The organism is Actinomadura sp. NPDC049382, assembly GCF_040677125.1.
Taxonomy (GTDB): domain Bacteria; phylum Actinomycetota; class Actinomycetes; order Streptosporangiales; family Streptosporangiaceae; genus Spirillospora; species Spirillospora geliboluensis.
In genome coordinates this window covers 22,713-40,483 of record NZ_JBFARO010000004.1, presented here as the reverse complement: position 1 = coordinate 40,483, position 17,771 = coordinate 22,713, and the positions used below count along the sequence as shown (strand labels likewise).

The following is a 17,771-nucleotide window of genomic DNA, read 5'->3' as shown; positions in this document are numbered from 1 at the left end:
CTCAGGTGATCGGCTGGTTGGACGGGCCGCCCGCCCCTGATCGAGATCGCGCCAACCGCCTCGTTCTGACCAGACGCATCGACGAACTGCAAGCCAGGTCTCTCCTGGTCGCACAATTGAGTTCTTACGAGAAGCGCGACCTGGCCCGTCTTCTGAAACTGCGGCAGCGAATCGACGCGCTGGACGGCCTGGCGGCGGCCAAGCGAGGACCCGAAGTCTTCCTGCTCGGTCTCGACACCACTACCGCCGGCCCCTGGGACGGCTACGGCCCCAAACCCGATCCGTTCCGCAGCGTGCCGGGCGGCGAAAAAATCCCGCCGGACATGAGAAAGTTCGTCAGCAATTCTTCACCAGGGCCCGACGGGCGGATCATCCTCGCACTCGGCAATCCGGACAAAGCAACGCACACCGGAGTTTACGTTCCGGGCACCACAACGAAACTGGACACCCTCACCGGAGGGGATATCGACCGGATCAAAAATCTCTGGAGTACCACACAACGGTTCTCCCGAGGTCAACCAGTATCGACGATCGCATGGCTGGGATATGACGCCCCGGATTCCTTTACCGATGCGGCGTCCGGAAAGTACGCGGAGCGGGGAGGCCCCGCCCTCGATCAGTTCGTCAACGGTGTCCGAGCCGCACAGGGTGAGGGGCATCGGCATCTGACCATGGTCGGACACAGTTACGGCAGCACGGTCATCGGCGAGGCGGCCCGCGTCGGCAACGGCCTCAATGTGGACGACATCGTTGTCGCGGGCAGCCCCGGGATGCGAGTGCCCAACGCACAGGAATTGCACATGGACCCGCGCCGCGTGTGGTCCGAACTGGCCGCCGGCGACCCCGTGGCCGATCTCGGCCGGAGTTCGCACGGCGGCTACTCGCGAGGCACCTACGGAACATTCCCCATCGTGCCATCGGATGAGAGTTTCGGGGCCCAGCGGCTCGTCACCGACACCCGGGGCCACAGTGACTACTGGGCGTCCGACCCTGTCAACGGGCCAACGCTCAGCCTGCTCAACCAAGCCAAGGTGGTGGCGGGGACGCCGCTCGACCAGGACCCTGGTAACGATCCCCAGATCCGTTTCTGACGGGCGCCTGTCGAGAAGGGAGAGAGTGGCGTGCGACGCTGCACTGTAGTCGCGGTAGTGCTCTTGGCTGGGGTTTCTGTCAGCTGCGGCGTGGGGAGAGGAGGACGCGGCGTGGACGAGGTGCCGGGTAACGATGAACTGCCGGTCGCACATCCGCGGATGGTCGCGGGCAAGGTCGATGGGATGGCCGGGCAGATCAAGGAGGGGCTCGGCCTTGGCGGTCCGGTCGAGAGCAAGACGGGCGGCATCAATCCACTGCCTTGCGGAAATGGGGCGGATCGCGAGGAGGTCCGGAGGACGGATCCTCCGGACACCAATCCCTACTTGCAACCTTGGTTCGTGGACTACAGCCCCTTCATGATGACGGTGAACACGTGGGTGAGCGTGCGCAGCGAGGCCGAGGCCACGGCGGCGTTGACCCGGCTCAGCGAGCGTCTTTCGGGCACGGGCTGGCGGATCACGGCGTTCAACCGGCCGGCGGGCGGGACGTGGCAGTTGCGCGTCGCGGCGCCCGAGAAGGGATACGGGGCCGTGCTCGAAGCGCCCATCGCCGGTGAAGGGACTGAGCAGCGCATTGGGCTTGACGTCTCGTCACCGTGTTTCCGGCATCCCGATGAGGAGCGTGCTTAGCCGAGGTAGCCGGTCGTGACGAGTTGGCGGACGCGCCTCCCGCGCCTCACGAACGTGCGGGACGTAGAAGGCGCGACGAAGGCCCCGCCCCACCTGCGGCGGCGGCGCGGAGGCTCGGACGGGGTTCAGGTGCACGGCGGTATTCCTCGTCCAGGATCCGGTGGAAGCGGTGCATCCTTTTGTTCTGGGGCATGGCGAGACGCAGCCCGCGGGCTGCGCGCCAGTAGGCGCGGCCTGGGCGTGCGCTGAACATCTCCCGCGACACGGCGCGCAGGCGTGCCTCCTCGCGGGCGATCCCGGTGTCGTGGGCCTGGAGGGCGAGGGTGGCGACCATGCCGATCAGCGCGAGGACGGCCAGTAGAGCGGAGGCCGCGCCGTAGGTCTGGCCGATGAAGCTCAGCGTTCCCAACGGGTGGTCGGCCCGTCGAACGCACGCAGGAACCAGGGGGACGCGCCGATGACACCAAGACCACCAGCACGCCGAAGGTGATGCTGAGCGTCCTCGCCGCGACGGCCGGGGCGGGGTGAGGGCATTCCTGGACGCTGACTCAGACCGCCGGGGCCGGCAGGGGGGCGACCCCTCGTGCGAAGAAGTCCAGAAAAGGTTCGCCACGTTCGTAGAGGTCCTTGATCTCGGAGGCCACCGCGGCGATGACGTTCGGGTCGTTGATCCGGCGCGCTCCGCAAGGCGTCCAGTCGGACTCGTACTGGACCTCGTAGAGGACGCGATCTCCGACGACCACCCACCTCGGGCAACTGGGCGCGGGTTTCGAGCGAGGCGACCTGGTCGGACGTGAGGACGGTCAACCCGAAACCTCCGTCGGCGAGGAGTTTCAGCGCGTGCACTTCCCACTGGCGGTAGGGGCCGACCGGAAGTTCGGCCACGCGGACGCGGCGGATCTCCAACCCTTGGGCGGCGTTCTTGCGGGCCTCAGCGCGGGTGGCGTCGCGGTCTTTCTCAAGGAGGTCGAGGGCGCCCTGCCAGTCCCCCGTCATGAACGCCTGCCAACTGGCATCGCGCGGCTCACGGAAGATTCGGGAGGGTTCGAGCTTACAGAGCACCCCGTGCCACAATGCCCTCATATGGATCCCGTAGCGATTGTTGAAGATCCCCCATCTCGGGGCGGCACGCCGGATTGCTTACCAGCAGCGAGCCACGGGGAGCGTCATGAAGTCGACTGACCGGAATGCCCGGCACCGCGTTCCTCGGTTCTGCGAGCAGTGCACGGACGAGACCATTGCGTGGCCCGCTCCGGGCACGGCGACAGTCAACGGGTTCGGCACCACCCTCTTCGGCGAGGCCGACCCCTGCCCGCGGTGCGGTTCGGTCGTCAAGCGGTTGTATTTCTGCGTCCTGTGGATTCCCATCTGGCCGATGGCAGCTCGTTTCCGCGTCATCACCCTCAAGCGTTCCATGACCGGCGAAGCCACGCGTTACATCGGTCGCCGGTTCCCGTTCAGCGCCGATGACCCATACGGCCTGAACACCAGGGACGGCTGGTTCGCGGCGCAATACAAGGCCCAGGCGGACGCCGTGACAGAGGCGGAGGAGGCCGCAAAATCCCGGCCCGAACCACCGTCTCAGCTGGCCGATCACCCCGAACTGCACGGCGAGCGCTATCAGCAGGCCGAAAGCTACTGGGAATCCGGCATGGCCGACCGCGCTCTTCCGCTGTATGAGGAGGTACTGGCTGCGCATGAGGCGGCGCTGCCCGCCGACGACATCGCGACGCTCCAACTGCGCCAGCGGATGGCGGAGGTGTATCTAGAGGTCGGATGGCAGGCGGCGGCGCTGGCTATGGCCCAGCAGACGACCCGCCATTTCGTCCGGCTGCTTGGCCCGGACCATCCGTACACCCGGCGGGCGCTCGACGACTGTCTCGTCGCGCGAGAGCAACTCGACGGACCGGGCCGCGCCGAGATCAAGGCGCTCAAGGCGGAGCTGACCGATGTGGAACGCAAGTTCGGGCCAGACCACCCGAGAGCCCTGCGCACGGCGTGCGCCCTCGGCTCGGCCCGGTTGATCGGCAACCGTGTGGTCCAGGCACTGCACGGGCTGGAGGAAACACTGGGGCGGTCCGAGCGGTCGCTTGGCGCCGATCATCCCGACACCGAATACGTGCGGCAGGAGCTGGCCACGGCGTGCGAATTCGCGGAACAAGGCGGCAAGCGGGACGAGGTAAAGGCAGCGGCGCAGGCTCGGACACGCCTACAGCGCCCTGATGCCCCGGAAAACGCTGATGGCGATGCGTAAGCGTACCCAACGTCACTCCGGTACGCCCCGTACAGCACGATTCAGCCACCGGCTAACAGCCGAATGTCGAAGCTGAATTCGCTCGACGGGACCGGGCCGCCGACGCACGGCAAAAGCACCCCACGCAGAGCTCCCAACGCGCGAGCGAGATCCGCGCGATAATCCGCATACCCGAGGCTTTCCCCTGGAACGCCACGGACGCCGTCAAGCATCGCGAATATCCGGCTCGACCGCGGAGAGCATGCGCCCGGAAATGACGACAAGGCGCTCGTCCGACCCTATGGTGACGCCGTATGGGAGGCACGGTCGGCGTAGGCGTCGGTGGCGTCGCGGCCGATGACGGCGATGTCGCCATTGTCCAGTTCCCAAATCTCGGGGCAATCGCCTGTAGTGCGACTGTCCCCCACCTCGGCAGCCCGTTTGCCCAGCCTTCTCTGGAAGCCCGCACTGTGTTGGGCTTCCCACGGCCTTGTCGTAGCCTCTCCACTCCAGGTTGAGGGCACAGTAGGTGATTCTCGCACCGAGTTCCGAGGGGATGAACTGCTACCGCAAGCTGGACTAGAGGTTACTAACGGGCGCGGCAATGGCAGGAGGTTCGTGGGGAAAGAGCGCGGGCGGTAATCATGGTGCGGCGTGCAGGTGACTGCCCGAGGCGGCGGCCAGGTGGCGAGCCGGACCGGTCGCTCGGGTGGCGGGCCTGAGGCGGAGGGAACGACGGGACCTGAGGTGATACTTGAGAGGAACCGTGCCCATCGACCGATGCGGACCGTCGTGCACACACCGGGCCGAGGCGGCGTCCCGGTCGGAGGGCGTCCCATCCACTCGTCACATGCCACGGCCGAACCATGGCCGGGACCGGCCCGGGCTGGACGCACCTCCCGCATCACCAACGCACGAGACACAACAGGCGCGACGAACCACATCGGACTGGGGTCGGGGTGGGATGGGGGTCAGCGGGACGCGTGTCGCTTGACCTGCTCGATCAGGTCGGCGAACTGCGCAACGGACAAGGTGAGGTGTCCCCCGTCCGGATCCTTGCTGTCCCGCACGCCGACCCCGACCCCCGGCGAAAGACGTCCCAGTTCAACGCAGTGCTCGTCGTCCGCTCCGCCGCTGTGGGTGCTCTTGCGCCAGTGCACGATCATTCGTAGCTCTCCAAGTACCGCTTGATGATCTCGCGCGAGTCCTCCAGGGAGGCCGCCTTCGCGCCGATACGATCGAACTTAACCGACAATTCGCGAACTTCGCCAGGCGCTTCGATCAAGCGGCCACCGTTCTGGGCACCCGAATAGGCGATGTCGCGGCTCTCCAGGCTGAGGATCTGGAGTGACCCGTCGACACCCAGGTGAGCGCCCGACTTGAACGGGATGATGCGTAGGCTGACTTGCGGCAGGTCGGCCATGGCGAGCAGGTGCTCCAGTTGAGCCTTCTGCACCTCCCGACTGCCCACCTCGCGGGCCAGCACGCTCTCATCGAGAGTGGCCCACATCTCGACGTCCGTCCCCCGGTCGAAGAAGGATTTTTTCCGAGCAACGCGTCGCTCCATCGCGGCCTCGAAGTCCTTCGGCGTTCCAGACTGGACGTAGGCCCAGGTGTATTCGTCGGTCTGGAGGGCGAGCGGGATGACCTGCCCATGGTAGGTCTTGATCAAGGTCGCCTCATGCTCGTACTTGACGAGCTGCTTTCCCCAGTTGGGGTCGTGTGCCATTCGGGCAAACCAGAGCAAGAGCTGAAATAGAAGACCGGTCCCAAAATGCCGGTCGAGCGCTCGAACATGGTCGTCCTGAAGGCGCCGCCTCCCCGCCTCAAAGTTGGATACAGTCCCCCGCGTCACCCCCATGATCTCCCCGCACTGGGTTAGCGATAGCCCCGCCTTCTCCCTCCAAAACCGCAGGTAGAAGGCCAGGAAGTACCACATTGAGATCTTGGGATCGAGTGGCTCGCGGACGATCGGCATGGCGTCCTCCTTGTATTCAACTTCGGCGACTACAGGCAAAACATAGAACGCTGCGCTGATCCTTGTCACAGGAAATCGGAATCTCGGGCAAGGACGGGACGATGGCGATGACGGCGACCGCAGAGCCGATCATGCCCCTTATGGGCACACCTTCCGCAGTGGGGCAAGCTCGCACATTCGCGGACACACAAATCCGCAAATGGGACTACTTGCACATTCTCGACAGCGCGCTTCTCATCGTCTCGGAACTGGTCACCAATGCGGCCCGGCAGACGCCGGACGAGGAGATCCGTCTCCAGCTCAGCCGGGACGCCTACGGGATCATCATCGCCGTCTGGGACGCCGACCACGAGCTGCCCGCGGCCAAGCCGGTGAAGGAACTCACCATCGACGACCTCGACCTGTCGGAGGAGGCGTTCGACGACAACGGCGGCTGGGGTCTGCACATCGTCCAGGCCATGTCCGCCAAGTGCGGCGTCACCGCCGACCCGGCCGGCGGCAAATGGGTCTGGTCGCGGATGCACCCGTAGCGGGCCTCGCGTCCGCGCTCATCCGCATCGGCAGTCCAGCCATGACCTCGACGGGAGGCAGCACGAAGATGGCCACCGACCACCTGACGGCCACGAGCGGTCGACGCTCGTTCCTCACCGCACTCGATCAGGCCGTGCGCGAGCGCGGCGGGATGTCGTGCGGCATCGTCGCGCGCAGCGGCACGCCCGTCCTGCACGTGATCAACGCCCAAGCGCCCCACACGTTCACCGAGATCGGCGCCGACTTCATCGCCGGCGCCTGGGTCTTCACCTGGGCCGGTACCGGCAAGTCCATCGGCGCGGCCGACGCCCCGGCCGCCGTCGCCGACACGATCGCACACGCGGTCGGAGCACACGCCGGAATCCGTCCGTGATGGACCCGCGCCGCGTGTGGTCCGAACTGGTCGCCGATGACCCGTGGCCGATCTCGGCCGGAGCTCGCGGGGCCTGGCGAGGAAGGAGACAGCGGCGTGCGACGCTGCGCTTTAGCCGTTGCCGGGTCATGTGGTCTTGTGAACCGCTCCGGACGGGTCGGGGTGGGATGGGGCGGTCAGCGGCGGGCGGCGCGGCGCCGGAGGGTGCGAAGGGCCAGCGGAACGGCCACCAGGGCCGCCGCCGCCACGGCGCATCCTCGGGGTCGGTCGTCGGTGCCTCAGTGAAGCCATCGGACCGGTCATCGGGCAAACACATGTTCGTCATGCCCGAGCATGAATGCCATGCATAACCCGAGGCGGTCAACTCGCCCCGTGCCGCGCGTCCCGGACGATCTGCTGGATGACGGTGACGGCGCGGGCCAGGTGCGGTTCCGTGCGGTCGGTGCGGTGGGCGATCGCGAGTTCGACGTCCACGGCGGGCCGCACCAGCGGGCGGAAGGTGACGCCGTCCAGGGCGAGGACGGTCACCGGCTCCGGGACGACGGCCGCGCCGAGACCGCCCGCGACGAGGGTGACCAGCGTGGACGTCTCCCCGACCTCGTGGCGGATCCGGGGCTCCACGCCCGCGTCGCGCAGAAGGCCGAGCACGACGTCGTACATCACCGAGCGGCGGTCGGCGGAGTGCACGATGAGGTCGGCGTCCGCCAGGTCGGCGACCTCGACCTGCCGCAGGGCGGCCAAGGGGTGGTCGTCGGGGAGGGCGACGACGAGCCGGTCCCGGCGCAGCGGCAGGACGGTGAGCGACAGATCCGCGATCGGGGGCCGCAGCAGCGCCACGTCGATCTCGCCGGCCCGCAGCGCCGCGGCCTGGTCGGGGACGAGCATCTCGCCGCGGAAGGAGAAGTCGACGCCGGGCAGCTCCCGGCGGAGGCCGCGGGACAGCGCGGGCAGCAGGCTGTAGGTCGCCGAGCCCACGCAGCCGAGCGCCAGGTGGCCGACCGCGCCCGCCGCGACCCGGCGGGCCTCGTGCGCGGCCTCGTCCACCTCGCCGAGGATCCGCCTCGCCCGCGCGAGGTAGCCCCGGCCCGCGTCGGTGAGGTCGACTTTGCGCGTCGTCCGGTGGAGCAGGTCGACGCCGAGTTCGCTCTCCAGCCTGCGGATCGCCTGCGACAGCGGCGGCTGGGCCATGTTGAGCCGCTCGGCGGCGCGCCCGAAGTGGAGTTCCTCGGCGACGGCGACGAAGTACCGCAGGTGACGAAGATCCATATGTGTGTCGTCTCAATCGGAGCGAATATTGATACTTCACTGTATCAAGCGAGGTCATTAGCCTCGATGGCATGAGCTCCTATCTCTACTCGGCCGTCCGGACGCCGTTCGGCCGGTTCAACGGCGCACTCGCGGGCGTCCGGCCGGACGACCTCGCGGCCGGCGTGCTCACCGCGCTGCTGGACCGGGCGCCCCGGCTGGACCCGGCCGCCGTCGGCGAGGTCGTCTGGGGCAACGCGAACGGCGCGGGCGAGGAGAACCGCAACGTCGGCCGGATGGCCGCGCTGCTCGCCGGGCTGCCGACCAGCGTGCCCGGCACGACCGTCAACCGGCTGTGCGGCTCCAGCCTCGACGCCGCGATGATCGCGTCCCGGACGATCGAGTCCGGCGACGCGGACGTGGTCGTCGCGGGCGGCGTCGAGTCGATGACCCGGGCGCCCTGGGTGCTGCCGAAGCCCGCGAAGGGCTTCCCGCCCGGCGACCTCACCGCGGTCTCGACCACGCTCGGCTGGCGGCTGGTGAACCCGCGCATGCCCAAGGAGTGGACGGTCTCGCTCGGCGAGGCGAACGAGGGGCTCCGCGAGCGGTACGGCGTCGGCCGGGAGCGGCAGGACGCGTTCGCGCTGCGCTCGCACCGGCTCGCGGCGGCGGCCTGGGACGAGGGCTTCTACGACGACCTGGTCGTCCCCGCCGGCGACCTGAAGCGGGACGAGGGCATCCGCGCCGACTCGACGCCGGAGAAGCTCGCCGGGCTCAAGCCGAGCTTCCGCGCCGACGGCACCATCACCGCGGGCAACGCCTCGCCGCTGAGCGACGGCGCCGCCGCCCTGCTGCTCGGCTCCGCCGGCGCCGCCGACCGGATCGGCCTCGACCCGCTCGCGCGCATCGCCGGGCGCGGCGCGTTCGCGCTCGACCCGCAGGACTTCGGCTACGCCCCGGTCGAGGCGGCGAACCGCGCCCTCGCGCGCGCCGGGATCGGCTGGGACCAGGTCGGCGCGGTCGAGTTGAACGAGGCGTTCGCCGTGCAGTCGCTGATCTGCATCGACGCCTGGGGCGTCGACCCGGAGATCGTCAACACGCGGGGCGGCGCGATCGCGATCGGCCACCCGCTGGGCGCCAGCGGCGCCCGCGTCCTCGGCACGCTCGCGAAGGTGCTCCGGGAGCGCCGCGAGCGCTGGGGCGTCGCCGCCATCTGCATCGGCGTCGGGCAGGGGCTCGCCGTCGTCCTGGAGAACACGGACACAGAAACCACGGGCACGGAGAACACGGAGGCCGGAGCGTGAGCCGGGCGGAGATCCTGGAGAGCGTCGACGAGGCCGTGCGCGGCATCGCGGACGGCAGCACCGTGCTCGTCGGCGGCTTCGGCTTCGCCGGCATGCCGTTCGACCTCATCGACGGGCTGATCCGGCAGGGCGCGACGGACCTCACCATCGTGTCCAACAACGCCGGCAACGGGGACGTCGGGCTCGCCGCGCTGCTCAAGGCGGGCCGCGTCCGCAAGGTGATCTGCTCGTTCCCCCGGCAGAGCGACTCCCACGTCTTCGACGAGCTGTACCGGGCCGGGCGGATCGACCTGGAGATCGTGCCGCAGGGCAACCTCGCCGAGCGGATGCGCGCGGCCGGCGCGGGCATCGGCGCCTTCTACTGCCCGACCGGCGTCGGCACCCCGCTCGCCGAGGGCAAGGAGACCCGGACGATCGACGGCCGCGAGTACGTCCTGGAGTACCCGATCAAGGGCGATGTGGCGCTGATCAGCGCGCACCGCGCCGACGGGATGGGCAACCTCGTCTACCGCAAGACCGCCCGCAACTTCGGCCCCGTCATGGCGACGGCCGCGACCACCACCATCGCGCAGGTGGGCGGCGTCGTCGCCACGGGCGAACTCGACCCGGAGGCGGTCGTCACCCCCGGCATCTACGTCGACCGCGTCGTGCGGGTCGAGGACCGGCACTACACCGTCCAGGGAGCGCGCTGACATGTCTTCCACCACGGCTTCCACCACGGGGGCCCTGTCCCCCGACGAGATGGCCGCGATCGTCGCCCGCGACATCCCGGCCGGCTCCTACGTCAACCTCGGCATCGGCCGCCCCACCAAGGTCGCCGACCACCTGCCCGCCGACTCCGGCATCGTGCTGCACACCGAGAACGGCATGCTTAACATGGGCCCCGCCGCGACCGGCGAGCAGATCGACCCCGACCTCACCAACGCCGGGAAGGTCCCGGTGACCGAGCTTCCCGGGGCGTCCTACTTCCACCACGCCGACTCGTTCGCCATGATGCGCGGCGGCCATCTCGACGTGTGCGTGCTCGGCGCGTTCCAGGTGTCGGCGACCGGCGACCTCGCGAACTGGCACACCGGCGCCCCGGACGCCATCCCGGCGGTCGGCGGCGCGATGGACCTCGCCATCGGCGCCAAGCAGGTGTTCGTGATGATGACGCTGTTCGACAAGCAGGGCCGGTCGAAGCTCGTGCCCGAGTGCACCTACCCGCTGACCGGCGTCGGCTGCGTCAGCCGCGTCTACACCGACGTCGCCGTCATCGACGTGGGCCCGGACGGGGCGGCGGTCCGCGAGACCTTCGGCATCACGCTCGACGAGCTGCGCGACCGCCTCCCCGTCCCCCTCAAGGAGGTCAGCCGGCCGGGCTCGTGAGCGCGCCCGCGTCCGCGTCCGCCGAGGCGAGCGGGATCGTCGTGAACATCGGCGGCTCGTCGGACGGGTCGAGCGCGGTCGGGCCGTAGAGCCAGTCCACGAACGCGTAGTCGCGGGTGTCGCGGTCGCGCAGCAGGACGTTCCGCTGCCGCCGCGGCGTCCCGTCGAGGTGCCACAGCTCGCCCCAGGCGCGCGACGTGGTCAGGACGCGGCGGCAGTGCTCGGGCCGGACGGCCTGGTAGGCGGCGAGGACGGCGGGCCAGTCCACCGTCCCGTCCGCGGCGAGGTGCCGGGCGACGTGCTCGCCGAGCACCCAGCCGTCCTCGATCGCCATGATGGCGCCCTGGGCGATGTACTGGAGCGGCGGGTGGGCGGCGTCGCCGAGCAGCGCGATGTTGCCGTCCACCCAGGTCATGATGGGGTCGCGGTCGTACATCCGCCACCACTTGTCGCGCCACATGTGGGGCAGGCCCTCGCGGACGAAGTCGCACGTCCGCGCGAAGGCCGCGTCCAGCTCGTCCGGGGTGCCCCAGTCCTCCTCGCCGGCGCGGGCCTTGGGCGACTCGAAGACGGCGACCTGGTTGAGCAGCTCGCCGCCGCGCAGCCCGTAGTGGACGAAGTGGCAGCCCGGCCCGACGTAGACGACGACCTCGCTGAGGTCGACGTCCGCCGCCCGGCCGTGCGAGGTCGGCACCGTGCCGCGGTAGGCGACGTACGCGGAGGAGACCGGCTCGTCGTCCGACAGCAGCTTGCGCGCCACCGAGTGCAGCCCGTCCGCCGCGATGACGACCCGCGCCTCCTCGACACGGCCGTCCGCCAAGGTCACGCGGGCGCCGCCGCCGGTGTTGGCGTAGCCGACGACCTGCTGCGAGGTGCGCAGGTCGACGCCGGCGCGCTCGCAGGCGCGCAGCAGCATGGCGTGCAGGTCGCTGCGGTGGATGACCAGGTACGGGAAGCCGTAGCGGCGTTCCAGGTCGCGCAGGTCGAGGCGGGTCAGCTCCGCGCCGTCGACCGCGTCCCGCATGATCATCGCGTCCGGGACGACGCCGAGGGCCTTCGCCTCGTCCAGCAGTCCGTAGTCGTCGAGGATGCGGGTGCAGTTGGGGGCGAGCTGGATGCCGGCGCCGACCTCGCCGAAGTCGGCGGCCCGCTCCAGCAGCCGGACCGCGAGGCCCCGGCGGGCCAGCGCGTACGCGGCGCCCAGCCCGCCGATCCCGCCGCCGACGACGAGCACATCAGGGTTGGTCATGATCTCTTCCTTCTCGGACGCGTGTCGCGGGCCGTCGGGCGGGCGCATCGCGCGGCGTGTCAGAGCCAGGGGCCGAGCGGCGGCGCTCCGGTGAGGGCGTGCGGCCGTCCGGCGAGCCAGGCGGCCACCTCGGGCGGCGGTCCGGCCGGCAGGGCGGCGGCGTCGAGCCCCCGCTTGGCGGTGATGTCGGTGATGAGGGCTTGCAGGAAGTCGTCCGGCAGGTCGGCGAAGGCGACGCCGCGGTCCAGGTCGACGGCGTGGACCATGACCTCCCGGGACCGCATCCACGGGACCTCGGTCGCGGCCACGGTGCGGCCCTGCGCCGTGACCACCTCGGACTGCCACTGGCCTTCGGTCAGCTCGTCCATCGACGCCTGCAGCGTCGCGGCGGACCGGGCCAGCCACTCGCCCAGCTCCGGTCCGCTCATCCGGCTGCCGCGCTCGATCCCGGCCGCGCGCGCCTCCGGCGAGGCGTACATGGGGGTCTCCTCGCCCGTGGCCGCCCAGTGCACCAGGTTGCCGAGCGCCTCGGCGTTCGCGGCGACGTGCGCGACCAGGTGCTTGCGGGTCCAGCCGGGCAGAAGGCTCGCCGCGTCATACTCCGCCTCGGTCAGCCCGGCGGCGGCGCCCAGGAACAGCGCCGTACCCTCCCGCGCCCAGCGGCGGGCGTCGGCGAACGAGCGCGCCATCAGGCGTCCTTGACGACGCGGTTGGTGCAGGCGCCGAGCCCGTCGATCTCGGTCACGACCGTCTCGCCGCCGGTCAGGTAGACCTTCGGGTCGCGGGCGTGCCCGACCCCGGCCGGGGTGCCGGTGGCGATCAGGTCGCCCGGGCGCAGCCGCACGATCGTCGAGACGTACTTGACCAGGAAGACCGGGTCGAACAGCAGCGTGCCGGTGTCGTCGGACTGCATCTCCCAGCCGTCCACCAGCGTCCGCACCCGCAGCGCCGGGCGGACGCCGCCGACCTCGTCCGGCGTGACCAGGTAGGGGCCGACCGGAGTGGAGGAGTCCCAGATCTTGCCCTGCGTCCACTCGATCGTGCGGAACTGCCAGTCCCGCACCGAGACGTCGTTCATGACGGTGAACCCGGCGATCGCCGCCTCCGCCTGAGCGTCGTCGGCGCGGCGGACCTCCTGCCCGATGACGACGGCCAGCTCCACCTCCCAGTCGAGCGCGTCGGTCTCACCGGGCTTGACGATGTCGTCATTGGCCCCGATCAGGCTGTCGGCGAACTTCGGGAACAGCGTCGGATACGCGGGCAGCTCCCGCCCCATCTCCTTGATGTGGTTGGAGTAGTTATGACCGACACAGATCACCTTCGACGGACCCGGCACGACCGGCGCGAAGTCCGCTCCCTCGGCGTCGTACACGGTGCCGGAGGCGGCGGCTGCCTTCGCCCGCCAGTCCGGCTCGGCCAGCAGCGCGCCCAGATCGGTGAACCCCAGGTCGACCAGCTTGTTGCCGTCGAGGCGGACGGCGCGGGTACCGCCGGAAGTGCGGATCGTGGAGAGCTTCATCAGATGTCCTTGGCGGTCACAGGTCGCGGGCGGTTCGGTCGAGCTTGAGCGCCTCGAAGACGGGCGCGTCGGAGAAGCGGAACAGGTCGAGGGCCCCGGAATCGGAGTCGGACGCGCCGGCCTCCGACGCCACGGAGAACGGCTCCCACGACGGGACGACGAACAGGTCCCCGCGCGTCACGGACCACGTCCGGTCGCCGACCGTGACCGTGCCGGAGCCGTCGAAGACCTGGTAGACACTGGAGCCGGTCTCGCGGACCGGGGCCGTCTCCGCGCCCCGCGCCACCCGGTGGAACTCGGCGCGCAGGGTCGGCAGGACGTCGGTGCCGTCGACGGGGTTGCTGAAGCGCACGGCGGCGTGGCCAGGCTCCACCGTCCCCGCGTGCCCCTCCTTCTCCAGCGCGAGCTGGTCGGCGAGCGCGCGGTCGGTGAACTCCCACTTGTAGGAGAGCAGCGGCGAGCCGGGCGTGGTGTGGGCGACGCCGACGGGCCGCAGCCCGGGGTGGCCCCACAGGCGCTCGGCGCGGGAGCGGTCGGGCGTGGTGCGCTCCGCGTCGGAGATCTCGTCCCGGCCGAACTCGAAGAACTGCGCGTCGGCGGCGTACTGGAACGGGATGTCGAGCCCGTCGATCCAGGCCATCGGCCGGTCGGTCGCGTTGTGGTGGGCGTGCCAGTTCCAGCCGGCCTGCGGGAGGAAGTCGCCGCGGTTCATCGGCACCGGGTCGCCGCCGACGACCGTCCACACGCCGGAGCCCTCGACGACGAAGCGGAACGCGTGCTGGGTGTGCCGGTGCTCGGGCGCGTCCTCGCCCGGCATCAGGTACTGGATCGCCGCCCAGAGGGTCGGCGCGGCGAACGGGCGGCCGCCGAGCCCCGGGTTGGCGAGCGCGATCGCGCGGCGCTCCCCGCCCCGCCCCACCGGGACGATCCGGCCGGCCTGCTCGGCGAGCCGGACCAGCCGCTCCCACTTCCACACGTGCGGGACGGCCCGCGAGCGCGGATGCGCCGGCATCAGGTCGCCGATCTCGGTCCACAGCGGCACGAGCAGCTCGGCCTCGAAGCCGCGGTAGAGGTCTTCGAGCTCCGGGGTGGCGTCCGGCTGCCCGGGCGCGTCCACCGCACGCAACCGGACGGGCGAGTCCGCCGGGGTGGCGGCGACGGATTCGGCAGGAGTGCTGGTCATACCGGCAATCGTGCGGCCCGCCCGCTGTAAGGAAAAGGAAATTCTGGCTGACAGAACTCCGAACGGGCGAGATCGTCCGCGACCCGTCGGGGCGCCGCTCCACGTGTCAGATCCGCGTACGCGCTGTACGGATGTGTCCGGCGAACAACCTGACAACAACGATCTTCTTGAGAACGCCCCGGGCGATCCGTGACGTTGGTTCCGCTCCCAGCGTCCCCAACCAGGAGACTAAATGAAGTTGTCTTCGTACACCGCCGCCTTTCTGGCGGCCGCGCTGCTCACCTCCATGACCGTGTCGGAGACGTCGGCGGCGGAGCCAGCCGGCGCCGCGGCCGAACTGCCGAGCGTGAACATGGAGGCCACGGTCAAGGCGGCGCAGATCGACCCGCGGCGGGCCGACGACACGCTGACGCCGGGCGCCAAGGCGAGCGTCCTCCTCGTCGAGCGGGCCCTGCGGGACCGGAACCTGCTCGACGCGCAGTGGGTGGACGGCTACTTCGGCACCACGACCGTCGCCGCCTACGCCAAGTACCAGAAGTCGCTCGGCTACACCGGTCTCGACGCCAACGGGCTGCCCGGCAAGACGTCCCTCGCCAAGCTCGGCACCGGCCGCTTCACGGTCACCCGGACCCTCGCGCCCGGCGCCCGGGTGTCGTTCGGCGGCGCCGTCGTCAACGCCCGGACGCGGGACATGCTGGCCGAGGCGGAGCGGCTGCTCGGCCGCAGGCTCGTCCTGGACCAGGGCTCCTACAACCCCGGCGGCGACCCCACCTCCGCCGGCACCCACGACGGCGGCGGCGTCGTGGACGTCTCGGTGCAGGGCATGAGCGCCGCCACCCGCACCTCGGTCGCCCGCGCGCTGCGCCGCGTCGGGTTCGCGGCCTGGGTGCGCAGCCCGCAGCAGGGCGACTGGCCGTGGCACATCCACGCCGCCGCCATCAGCGACACCGACCTGTCCGCCCAGGCCCAGCACCAGACCGGTGACTACTACCTCGGCCTCAACGGGCTCGCGAACCGCGGCCCGGACGACGGGCCGCAGGTGACCATCCGTACCTGGGAGGAGTACCGGCGCAGCTGACCTTCTTCAATCCCGGCAACGCGAACGGCAATCCCGGCAACGCGAACAGCAGGCGAAACGAAAGGGAAAGGTTATGAACACGCTGAACAAGATCCTCACGCTGACGACCGCCGCCGTGGCGGTCGGCGGCACGGCGGCCGCGCTCGCGGCGCCCGCCTCGGCCGCGGCGCGCAACGGCGTCTGCGAAAGCGGCGAGTTCTGCTACTACTACAACAGCAACAACGCCGGATCGGTCTCGGACTTCACCGGATCGGTCGCCGACTACGGCACCACCCAGCCGTCCTGCTACGACTTCAAGGGAGCGGGCAACGGCAAGGGGCTCTGCATCAAGAACGAGGCCGCCTCGGTCTGGAACCGCAGCACCAAGACCGTCCGCGTCTACTACAACAGCAACTACGGCGGCACCTACCAGGACTTCAAGGCCGGTGCCAAGGGCAACCTCAACTCCAGCCTGAAGAACCAGAACGCCTCGCACCAGTTCTCGCCGTCGTCGCGCACGAACATGTCGTACGCGCTCTACAACGCCAGCGGCGGCCGCATCACCTGCGGCTTCGACGGCTACACCACCACGCCCGGACGGCACGAGGGCATCGACATCGCCCGCAGCGTCGGCTCCGACGTCCGCGCCCTGGTCGCCGGTAAGATCATCTACATCGCGCGCGGCGCCAATGGCAGCGGCGGGCTGTCCACGATCTCCATCTACAACGCGTCGCTGAACAAGACGGTGATCTACCTGCACTCCGCGCCGCGGTCGTCGCTGGCCGTGGGCCAGTCGATCAGCAAGGGCCAGGTCATCGCCGACGAGGCGTGGCGCGGGGTGTCGTCCAGCTCGGGCGCCCACACCCACGTCGAGATGCGGCCCGGCCGCCAGACGCACGCCGCCAAGAGCGTCAACGACTCCCACCTCGACAACCCGAACCCGACCTCCTTCTGGCAGTCCCAGGGCTACAACATCCGCTAGCCGGACCGCGGCCCGCACCGGCCGCACCTCTCACCAGCACCTTCACCAGAAGGGGAAGCGAACGTGTTAAGACGAACGGCGCGGCTGATCCCGCGGGTCGTCGCGGCGGCCGCCGCGATGGCGGTCGGCGGGGCGGTGCTGCTCCCGGCGTCGCCCGCCTCGGCGGCGAGCCGCAACGGCGTGTGCGAGAGCGGCGAGTTCTGCTACTACTACAACAGCGACAACGCGGGGTCGGTCTCGGACTTCACCGGGTCGATCGCCGACTACGGCACCAGCCAGCCGTCCTGCTACGACTTCAAGGGGACGGGCAACGGCAAGGGCCAGTGCATCAAGAACCAGGCCGCCTCGGTCTGGAACCGCAGCACCAAGACCGTCCGCGTCTACTACAACAGCAACTACGGCGGCACCTACCAGGACTTCAAGGCCGGCGCCAAGGGCAACCTCAACTCCAGCCTGAAGAACCAGAACGCGTCGCACAAGTTCCTGAGCTCCACACCGCCGCCGACCGGGTGCAAGACCGACGGCACGGACAGCAAGCTGCCCACGACGATCCTGGTGTACCGGGTCTCGCTCAACCGGGTGGACCGGGTCTCGTTCAAGACCTACGTCAAGAACGTCCTGCCCAACGAGTGGGTGCTGAGCTGGCCGCAGGAGTCCCTGAAGGCGGGGGCGATGGCCGTCAAGAGCTACGGCTGGTACTGGGCGCTGCACTCGACCCGCAAGACGTCGGGCGGCCAGTGCTTCGACGTCTACGACACCACGTCGAGCCAGGTGTACAAGCCGGGGTCCGCGACGGCGGCGACGAGCGCCGCGGTGGACGCGACGTGGGGCACCAAGATGACCCGTAGCGGGAAGATCCTCCAGGCCCACTACTGCTCCACGACGACGGCGTGCGGCGGCTGGGTCACCGGGGACTGGATGTCGCAGTACGGCTCGCGCGACAAGGCCAACGCGGGCTGGGGCTACGCCCGGATCCTGAAGGCCTACTACAGCGGGATCGCCCTCTCCTGAATCCCGTGAACGGTCCC

Annotated in this window: 20 protein-coding genes and 1 pseudogene; 11 read left to right on the top strand and 10 right to left on the bottom strand. The window is 69.8% G+C overall.

What is annotated here, in order from left to right; all coding sequences use genetic code 11:
- Window positions 1-5 precede the first annotated feature (5 nt).
- Window positions 6-1,091 carry an alpha/beta hydrolase gene (locus AB0K34_RS03940; protein WP_171068851.1) on the top strand — a complete coding sequence of 362 codons (1,086 nt, stop codon included), beginning with the start codon at window positions 6-8 and terminating at the stop codon, window positions 1,089-1,091.
- Between the two features lie 111 nt (window positions 1,092-1,202).
- Window positions 1,203-1,721, top strand: a complete 519-nt coding sequence (locus AB0K34_RS03935; protein WP_138634384.1) for a hypothetical protein — start codon at window positions 1,203-1,205, stop codon at window positions 1,719-1,721.
- A gap of 46 nt (window positions 1,722-1,767) precedes the next feature.
- Here the strand turns inward: AB0K34_RS03935 and AB0K34_RS03930 are convergent, their stop codons facing one another.
- The 3 genes and pseudogenes from AB0K34_RS03930 to AB0K34_RS03920 form a co-directional block, all read right to left on the bottom strand.
- Entirely contained in the window at window positions 1,768-2,130 is a 363-nt protein-coding gene (locus AB0K34_RS03930; protein ID WP_138634387.1) for a DUF6082 family protein, read from the bottom strand.
- 139 nt (window positions 2,131-2,269) lie between these two features.
- Window positions 2,270-2,464, bottom strand: a complete 195-nt coding sequence (locus AB0K34_RS03925; RefSeq protein WP_138634389.1) for a DUF6879 family protein — start codon at window positions 2,462-2,464, stop codon at window positions 2,270-2,272.
- 37 nt (window positions 2,465-2,501) lie between these two features.
- Window positions 2,502-2,804: pseudogene (locus AB0K34_RS03920) on the bottom strand (DUF6879 family protein); the annotation flags it as partial.
- Window positions 2,805-2,889: 85 nt separating this feature from the next.
- On the opposite strand from AB0K34_RS03920, the gene AB0K34_RS03915 reads away from it, so the two are divergent.
- Window positions 2,890-3,975 (top strand): tetratricopeptide repeat protein, encoded by a 1,086-nt coding sequence (locus AB0K34_RS03915; protein WP_138634392.1) that lies wholly within the window; start codon window positions 2,890-2,892, stop codon window positions 3,973-3,975.
- A 950-nt stretch (window positions 3,976-4,925) separates the two neighbouring features.
- Here the strand turns inward: AB0K34_RS03915 and AB0K34_RS03910 are convergent.
- Both AB0K34_RS03910 and AB0K34_RS03905 read right to left on the bottom strand, forming a co-directional pair.
- On the bottom strand, window positions 4,926-5,120 hold the full coding sequence (locus tag AB0K34_RS03910; protein ID WP_138639661.1) for a DUF397 domain-containing protein: 195 nt from the start codon (window positions 5,118-5,120) through the stop codon (window positions 4,926-4,928).
- The gene (locus tag AB0K34_RS03905; protein WP_138639660.1) at window positions 5,117-5,932 is read right to left on the bottom strand and encodes a helix-turn-helix transcriptional regulator; all 816 of its coding nucleotides are present in this window, start codon (window positions 5,930-5,932) and stop codon (window positions 5,117-5,119) included. Before AB0K34_RS03905 ends, AB0K34_RS03910 begins: the two co-directional genes overlap by 4 nt.
- A 209-nt stretch (window positions 5,933-6,141) precedes the next feature.
- On the opposite strand from AB0K34_RS03905, the gene AB0K34_RS03900 reads away from it, so the two are divergent.
- Window positions 6,142-6,462, top strand: a complete 321-nt coding sequence (locus tag AB0K34_RS03900; protein WP_138639659.1) for an ATP-binding protein — start codon at window positions 6,142-6,144, stop codon at window positions 6,460-6,462.
- Between the two features lie 41 nt (window positions 6,463-6,503).
- Window positions 6,504-6,836, top strand: coding sequence for a hypothetical protein (locus AB0K34_RS03895; protein WP_138639658.1), 333 nt, complete (start codon window positions 6,504-6,506; stop codon window positions 6,834-6,836).
- Window positions 6,837-7,196: 360 nt separating this feature from the next.
- Here AB0K34_RS03895 and AB0K34_RS03890 read toward each other — a convergent pair whose 3' ends face one another.
- Window positions 7,197-8,102 (bottom strand): LysR substrate-binding domain-containing protein, encoded by a 906-nt coding sequence (locus tag AB0K34_RS03890; protein WP_138639657.1) that lies wholly within the window; start codon window positions 8,100-8,102, stop codon window positions 7,197-7,199.
- A 71-nt stretch (window positions 8,103-8,173) separates the two neighbouring features.
- On the opposite strand from AB0K34_RS03890, the gene AB0K34_RS03885 reads away from it, so the two are divergent.
- From AB0K34_RS03885 to AB0K34_RS03875, 3 genes are read left to right on the top strand one after another with little or no spacing between them, the layout of a single operon-like run.
- The gene (locus AB0K34_RS03885) at window positions 8,174-9,385 is read left to right on the top strand and encodes a thiolase family protein (RefSeq protein WP_138639656.1); all 1,212 of its coding nucleotides are present in this window, start codon (window positions 8,174-8,176) and stop codon (window positions 9,383-9,385) included.
- The gene (locus AB0K34_RS03880) at window positions 9,382-10,077 is read left to right on the top strand and encodes a 3-oxoacid CoA-transferase subunit A (RefSeq protein ID WP_138639655.1); all 696 of its coding nucleotides are present in this window, start codon (window positions 9,382-9,384) and stop codon (window positions 10,075-10,077) included. The genes AB0K34_RS03885 and AB0K34_RS03880 overlap by 4 nt, the downstream gene beginning before the upstream one ends.
- A 1-nt stretch (window position 10,078) precedes the next feature.
- Complete coding sequence (locus AB0K34_RS03875) at window positions 10,079-10,753, top strand: 3-oxoacid CoA-transferase subunit B (RefSeq protein WP_138639654.1); 675 nt, start codon at window positions 10,079-10,081, stop codon at window positions 10,751-10,753.
- Here the strand turns inward: AB0K34_RS03875 and AB0K34_RS03870 are convergent.
- Genes AB0K34_RS03870 through AB0K34_RS03855 form a run of 4 tightly spaced genes read right to left on the bottom strand, consistent with a single transcriptional unit; the run spans window position 10,734 to window position 14,704 of the window.
- Window positions 10,734-12,002, bottom strand: a complete 1,269-nt coding sequence (locus tag AB0K34_RS03870) for an FAD-dependent oxidoreductase (RefSeq protein ID WP_171069283.1) — start codon at window positions 12,000-12,002, stop codon at window positions 10,734-10,736. The two genes, AB0K34_RS03875 and AB0K34_RS03870, sit on opposite strands and share 20 nt — an antisense overlap.
- 59 nt (window positions 12,003-12,061) lie before the next feature.
- Window positions 12,062-12,691: a maleylpyruvate isomerase family mycothiol-dependent enzyme gene (locus AB0K34_RS03865; protein ID WP_138639653.1), complete on the bottom strand. Its 630-nt coding sequence runs from the start codon at window positions 12,689-12,691 to the stop codon at window positions 12,062-12,064.
- Complete coding sequence (locus tag AB0K34_RS03860; protein WP_364545155.1) at window positions 12,691-13,521, bottom strand: fumarylacetoacetate hydrolase family protein; 831 nt, start codon at window positions 13,519-13,521, stop codon at window positions 12,691-12,693. The genes AB0K34_RS03865 and AB0K34_RS03860 overlap by 1 nt, the downstream gene beginning before the upstream one ends.
- Window positions 13,522-13,537: 16 nt before the next feature.
- Window positions 13,538-14,704, bottom strand: a complete 1,167-nt coding sequence (locus AB0K34_RS03855) for a cupin domain-containing protein (protein WP_364545152.1) — start codon at window positions 14,702-14,704, stop codon at window positions 13,538-13,540.
- Window positions 14,705-14,936: 232 nt separating this feature from the next.
- Between AB0K34_RS03855 and AB0K34_RS03850 the strand changes: the two genes are divergently transcribed.
- The 3 genes from AB0K34_RS03850 to AB0K34_RS03840 all read left to right on the top strand — a co-directional run bounded on the left by AB0K34_RS03850 (window position 14,937) and on the right by AB0K34_RS03840 (window position 17,754).
- Entirely contained in the window at window positions 14,937-15,782 is an 846-nt protein-coding gene (locus AB0K34_RS03850) for a peptidoglycan-binding protein (protein ID WP_364545149.1), read from the top strand.
- 73 nt (window positions 15,783-15,855) lie between these two features.
- Entirely contained in the window at window positions 15,856-16,743 is an 888-nt protein-coding gene (locus AB0K34_RS03845; protein WP_301177047.1) for a peptidase inhibitor family I36 protein, read from the top strand.
- Between the two features lie 63 nt (window positions 16,744-16,806).
- Window positions 16,807-17,754 carry a SpoIID/LytB domain-containing protein gene (locus tag AB0K34_RS03840; protein WP_364545146.1) on the top strand — a complete coding sequence of 316 codons (948 nt, stop codon included), beginning with the start codon at window positions 16,807-16,809 and terminating at the stop codon, window positions 17,752-17,754.
- The last annotated feature ends 17 nt before the right edge of the window (window positions 17,755-17,771 follow it).

What these genes read in the sequence shown, in the direction of transcription:
- AB0K34_RS03915 (WP_138634392.1), top strand. Translation starts at nt 2,890, where the DNA reads ATGAAGTCGACTGACCGGAATGCCCGGCACCGCGTTCCTCGGTTCTGC.
- AB0K34_RS03910 (WP_138639661.1), bottom strand. Translation starts at nt 5,120, where the DNA reads ATGATCGTGCACTGGCGCAAGAGCACCCACAGCGGCGGAGCGGACGAC.
- AB0K34_RS03905 (WP_138639660.1), bottom strand. Translation starts at nt 5,932, where the DNA reads ATGCCGATCGTCCGCGAGCCACTCGATCCCAAGATCTCAATGTGGTAC.
- AB0K34_RS03895 (WP_138639658.1), top strand. Translation starts at nt 6,504, where the DNA reads ATGACCTCGACGGGAGGCAGCACGAAGATGGCCACCGACCACCTGACG.
- AB0K34_RS03890 (WP_138639657.1), bottom strand. Translation starts at nt 8,102, where the DNA reads ATGGATCTTCGTCACCTGCGGTACTTCGTCGCCGTCGCCGAGGAACTC.
- AB0K34_RS03885 (WP_138639656.1), top strand. Translation starts at nt 8,174, where the DNA reads ATGAGCTCCTATCTCTACTCGGCCGTCCGGACGCCGTTCGGCCGGTTC.
- AB0K34_RS03875 (WP_138639654.1), top strand. Translation starts at nt 10,079, where the DNA reads ATGTCTTCCACCACGGCTTCCACCACGGGGGCCCTGTCCCCCGACGAG.
- AB0K34_RS03870 (WP_171069283.1), bottom strand. Translation starts at nt 12,002, where the DNA reads ATGACCAACCCTGATGTGCTCGTCGTCGGCGGCGGGATCGGCGGGCTG.
- AB0K34_RS03865 (WP_138639653.1), bottom strand. Translation starts at nt 12,691, where the DNA reads ATGGCGCGCTCGTTCGCCGACGCCCGCCGCTGGGCGCGGGAGGGTACG.
- AB0K34_RS03860 (WP_364545155.1), bottom strand. Translation starts at nt 13,521, where the DNA reads ATGAAGCTCTCCACGATCCGCACTTCCGGCGGTACCCGCGCCGTCCGC.
- AB0K34_RS03855 (WP_364545152.1), bottom strand. Translation starts at nt 14,704, where the DNA reads ATGACCAGCACTCCTGCCGAATCCGTCGCCGCCACCCCGGCGGACTCG.
- AB0K34_RS03850 (WP_364545149.1), top strand. Translation starts at nt 14,937, where the DNA reads ATGAAGTTGTCTTCGTACACCGCCGCCTTTCTGGCGGCCGCGCTGCTC.
- AB0K34_RS03845 (WP_301177047.1), top strand. Translation starts at nt 15,856, where the DNA reads ATGAACACGCTGAACAAGATCCTCACGCTGACGACCGCCGCCGTGGCG.